Here is a 5,347-nt window from a genome sequence, read left to right on the forward strand (position 1 = left end):
GATGATCCGAGGCGAGATGGGCGCGGCGTGCCTCCTCGTCGAGGCTTCGGGAAAAAGATGTCGTCGGCGCAATGAGATATTTTCGGTTCGCCGTGATTTGTGCCGAAATGGTTTCGGCGCGCTCTTCATTGTAGGACACGCGCTTTTCGCGTTCGATCGCGAAGCCGAGCGCCACGCTCGCCCGCGCCCAAAGCTTTGCCACCTGCTCACGTTTCTCTGCCAGCCACTTCAGCCGCTGCGCGGCGCCCTCCTCTATTCCGGCCGCGACCGCAGCAGCCAAGTCGATACCTCGGCGCCGGGCGAAATCGCGTGCATGCGCCTGATAGCCGGCCTCGCTCTCGAAATCGAGCGTGGTGGTCTTCGCGCCTGTTCTACCAAGCCGCTCGACCAGCTGTTTGAACAATTCCGGCCGATGGCTCTCGCGCTCGATCCGCGCGTGACGGACATCGGCCATTTCCTTGAGTTCCGCAGTCCAGACATTCCGATCGACCGTCCGCTCCTCGGAACTCTTGTTCCCCGTGGTCTCGTCGACGACAGGCACGGTGACCGTGACCCGTTCGACCCCGTCCTTGCGCAGCGCCACCGTGTCACCTTGCGAGACGCCGGCCTGTTCCAGCGCCTTCGGCAGACTCACGCCCCAGAGACGATGGACTGCTCCGTCATCGATCTTTATGTCAGCATAGGGGCTTTCGTCGGCATCCTCGTCCTGAGGCCGGAACTTTGCCATCCCGGTCTCGATAAGCTCACCGGTGACGCCAGCCGCATGATCGACACGGGATTTTCCACCCCATTCGGGTTTCGGCTGAAAATCCTCACGTGCCGCATAGAGATCGGCCCGATTCCGATGACGGGTCATCGACACATAGGTCAGGTGCTGGTCCATCATGCCGGTGGCGAGCACAAAGGTTCGGTCGACGGTGGCACCCTGAGACTTGTGGATCGTGGCGGCATAGCCGTGGTCGATATTGCGGTAGCTGTCTTCGCTAATGACGACGTCGCGGCCATTGTCGAGACGGACCGACAGCAGAGGGTCGCCGCGCTTGTCGCCGGTGGAAACGACCGTGCCGAGCATACCGTTCTTTACATATTGTGGTCCAAGCTTGCGCGCCCGCGGTTCAAGGAAGCGGGCGTTTTCAAGAAAGATGATGCGGTCGCCGGCGGCGAATTCGCGCACGCCGCGGTCCGTCTGGAAGTCGCGTGCGGCCGTCAGTGCGCCGTCATCTTTCATGACCTTACGCAGCGCCTCGTTGAGCCGCTTCACGTCGTCATTGGTGTGGGCGAGAACGAGAAGTTCGTCACCGCGCAAACGGACCGGCTGTTCGCTATCGACAGTGTTCCGGATGAGATCCCGGCGCGCATCGGACCAGTCGGCGACGATCCGCTCGACGACGTCAGCCCGGCTCTCCGCCTCAAAAATCCGCCCCTCACGTGCATAGGCATCCAGCGCTTCGTCGACCTTGCCCCGAGCGAAGAGGCGAGACGCCTCGCGCGCCCATTCCTCCCGCTGGCGTCGCACGCCGGCCAATTCCGCAAAGCCGATCCGTTCCGCGATTGCCCGAAAGGCAGCCCCCGCCTGGATCGGCTGAAGCTGCATGGCGTCACCCACCAGAACAGCCTTTGCGCCGGCGTCCTCGACCGCCTTTAGTACTCGGGCCATCTGCTGCGACGAGACCATGCCGGCCTCATCGACGATAAAGACGTCGCCCCGACCGAGCAGATCGCGTCCGTTCGCCCAGGCGAGTTCCCAGGAGGCGAGCGTCCGCGACCTGATGCCGGAACTGTCCTCCAGACCTTCGGCAGCCTTGCCGGCAAGCGCCGCACCGAAGACACGATGGCTTTCGCTTTCCCAGGCGACGCGCGCGGCGGCGAGCAGCGTCGACTTGCCGGCGCCGGCAAGACCGACGACGGCTGCGATGCCATGGTCCCCAGCGACATGACGGACGGCGTCGACCTGTTCCCTGTCGAGCATGAAGAGCTTTTCCGGATCGGCCGTTTCGATAACCCGGACGGCCGCCGCGATCTTGCCCTCGCCGATGCCGAAGCCTTTGCGCTGCGACAGGACTTCCGCCGACAGCGCCATGTCATATTCGATGCGCAGCATCTCGCGCGTCGTGAAGATTGCCGCCTCCGCTACCTTGCCGGTCTGGCGGTCCACCTGCTGCGGCTTCAACAGCATGAGATCGTCCGACGCCATCAGCCGTGCGCGAATGTTCGCGAAATCGACGGGATCGTCGACATAGCGATGCAGCGCCTTGGCAATGTCCTTCTCATCGAAGGTCGAGCGCTCGTTGCCGAGCTGTTTCAGGAGCAGATGCGGATCGGCCAGCAGCCGGTCGGCCATCTCCTGCCGGCGAGCGAGGTCGGCCGGCGCGAAATACATGTCGACGCCCTTGCGGGCGAGTGCTGCCTTCTCCGGCCCAAGATGCTTTTGCGCGATCCCGTCAAGACCCTGTTCAGCATAGGAGCGGCCGTCGAGACGGATATCATGCCCGGCAAGCGCMAGATGCCGATTGGCGGTTTCGGCCCAGGCGATCTTCCAGCTCTTCATCGTCTCCTTGTCGCCGGCCCAAAGCTTGTAGACGATCTTGCCGTTCGGCCGGTCGGGCGTGACGACGCGTAGCGCCTCTCCGTCGGCGCCAAGAACCGCCACCTTCTTCTGCCCGAACCCCTCCTCCGTCAGCGGACGCAGCGTCGTCATAAGATGGATATGCGGGTTGCCGTCCTTGTCGTGATAGACCCAGTCGGCGATCATSCCCTTCGAGGTCAGATTGTCCCGCACGAACTCCCGCACTAGGGCGATGTTCTCCGCCCGCGTCAGCTCCTCCGGCAGCGCGATAATCAGTTCGCGGGCAAGCTGCGCGTCCGCCCGCGTCTCGAAGGCGTCCACGGCATTCCACAGCGCCTCACTCCCCGCCGCGACCGTCTTCCCGTCAATCGCGGTGCGCAGCCAGGCTGGAGCCTGGTCCGGTAGCGCCAGCTCCTCATGCTTCAGTTCGGCCGCGCCGCCGCGATAGCTGAAGGAAGTTCCCGACTGGTCGTCCATCATCCGGGCACGGTGACGATAAGCGGCGGCCGAGACGACGCTGCGTCCCGCTCCTCTGCTGATCACCTGCGCTCTGACGAACATGATCGCCACTGACGTCTCCAGACCTTTCGAGCACGTCGCGCCAGCGACGTATATTGCGCCCTCAAATCGATCGGACCGAAGGACCGATGCCGCTTTTCCGGAAGACGGCCAAGCCGGAATTCCGGCACCGACGTTTTGGGGACTTGTGCACAGTGGCATATTTGACTACTATTTTCTAGTAAGTTAAATGCTGATTTGCAATTTTCTCGAATCCTGGAAGGATACGAATAATGGCGACCAAATCGGCGATTCTGGACATCGACGCTCAGATCGAGAAGCTGCGAGAGCGTAAGAAAACTTTAATAGTAAAATCTGCCGATCGTTTCGCGCGCGCTGCGACGAAGTCGGGGCTGGCGGAAATGGAGATCGCTGATGAGGAGGTCGATCGCATCTTCGAAGAGATCGCAGCGCGATTTCGCAAAGGCGAGAAGAAAGGGTCTGGTGGCGCATCTGCTGCGCCGCGTGGACACGCAAATGGTGGGGCTGGAGCGGAGACGGAGGTTTCTCATGACAGCTGACCGCAAGAGGGAGACGAGAGACAAGTTTCTGCTCGGCGGCATCGTCATTCGGGCGGGACTTTCGAATGCAGACCGTGCCTTCCTGCTCGGCGGATTGCTCGAGCTTGCGAGGATTGCACCGAGTTCACCGGAGCATCGGCGGCTCCGGGGGATCGGAGAGGAGGCTTTCAAAGTCCAGATGCTGGACGTCGGCACGCCGCTCATGGTCGAGGCAGCAGAATGACAATCAGGGCAAAGCCGCATCCGAGCCTGTTGCTCATACTCGTGCCAATCATAGTCACAGCGTTCGCGGCCTATGTCGCCGGCTGGCGTTGGCCAGAAATTGCCGCAGGCATGAGCGGGAAAACACAATACTGGTTTCTTCGAGCCTCTCCCGTGCCGGTTCTTTTGTTCGGACCCCTGACGGGGCTTCTAACGGTTTGGGCTTTGCCATTGCATCGGCGAAAGCCGATCGCGATGGCGACGCTCATCTGCTTCCTATTCGTTGCTGGCTTTTATGCTTTGCGGGAATTCGGTCGGCTTTCACCGTCCGTAGAGAGCGGCGCGGTGACATGGAACCAGGCGCTGTCGTTCATCGATATCGTCGCGGTTGTCGGCGCCGTCGTCGGTTTCATGGCGACGGCGGCGTCCGCGCGCATCTCGACGGTCGTCTCCGAACCGGTGAAGCGCGCTAAGCGCGGTACCTTTGGAGACGCGGACTGGCTCTCCATGTCCGCGTCGGGCCGGCTCTTTCCCGACGACGGCGAGATTGTCGTCGGCGAGCGCTACCGTGTCGACAGGGAAATCGTTCATGAGCTGCCCTTCGATCCAAACGATCGGGCGACCTGGGGACAGGGCGGCAAAGCCCCGCTGCTCACCTACCGCCAAGACTTCGATTCCACTCACATGCTTTTTTTTGCGGGGTCCGGTGGGTACAAAACCACCAGCAACGTGATCCCGACAGCGCTTCGATATTCCGGACCGCTGATCTGCCTCGACCCGTCCACCGAGGTCGCGCCCATAGTCGTCGAGCATCGGCGGGAGAAACTCGGACGTCAGGTGATGGTGCTCGACCCGACAAACCCGATCATGGGCTTCAACGTGCTTGATGGCATCGAGACCTCCAAGCAGAAAGAACAGGACATTGTCGGCATCGCCCACATGCTGTTGTCGGAAAGCGTGCGCTTCGAATCGTCGACCGGGTCATACTTCCAATCGCAGGCGCACAATCTGCTGACCGGCCTTCTTGCGCATGTGATGCTGTCACCGGAATATGCAGGACGGCGAAACCTGCGCAGTCTTCGTCAGATCGTCTCCGAGCCGGAGACCTCCGTGCTCGCGATGCTCCGCGACATCCAGCAGAATTCAGCATCGAAGTTCATCAGAGAAACGTTGGGCGTGTTCGTCAACATGACCGAGCAGACGTTCTCAGGCGTCTATTCGACCGCGTCGAAGGATACGCAATGGCTGTCGCTCGACAATTACGCGGCCCTTGTCTGCGGCAACATGTTCAAGCCCAGCGATCTCATCGGCGGCAAGAAAGACGTGTTCCTCAACATCCCCGCGTCGATCCTGCGTTCCTATCCCGGGATCGGGCGTGTCATCGTCGGCTCGCTTATCAATGCCATGATCGAGGCCGACGGCGCGTTTCAGCGCCGGGCGCTGTTCATGTTGGATGAGGTCGACCTGCTCGGCTACATGCGCGTTCTCGAAGAGGCGCGCK

General features: G+C 61.7%; 4 protein-coding genes. 3 read left to right on the forward strand and 1 reads right to left on the reverse strand.

Annotated features, from left to right (window positions below; translation table 11 throughout):
* The coding region (gene traA, locus QD409_RS35010; protein WP_430764987.1) for a Ti-type conjugative transfer relaxase TraA at window positions 1-3,136 on the reverse strand (3,136 nt) is incomplete at its 3' end.
* A gap of 221 nt (window positions 3,137-3,357) precedes the next feature.
* Here traA and QD409_RS35015 point away from each other — a divergent pair.
* From QD409_RS35015 to traG, 3 genes are all read left to right on the forward strand, one after another.
* Complete coding sequence (locus QD409_RS35015; RefSeq protein WP_430764988.1) at window positions 3,358-3,645, forward strand: TraC family protein; 288 nt, start codon at window positions 3,358-3,360, stop codon at window positions 3,643-3,645.
* On the forward strand, window positions 3,635-3,868 hold the full coding sequence (locus tag QD409_RS35020; RefSeq protein WP_430764989.1) for a conjugal transfer protein TraD: 234 nt from the start codon (window positions 3,635-3,637) through the stop codon (window positions 3,866-3,868). Before QD409_RS35015 ends, QD409_RS35020 begins: the two co-directional genes overlap by 11 nt.
* Window positions 3,865-5,347, forward strand: a 1,483-nt coding sequence (traG, locus tag QD409_RS35025) for a Ti-type conjugative transfer system protein TraG (RefSeq protein ID WP_430764990.1), incomplete at its 3' end; no start/stop codon positions are given. The genes QD409_RS35020 and traG, both read left to right, overlap by 4 nt.

The organism is Rhizobium sp. BR 315, from assembly GCF_050577975.1.
GTDB lineage: Bacteria > Pseudomonadota > Alphaproteobacteria > Rhizobiales > Rhizobiaceae > Rhizobium > Rhizobium miluonense.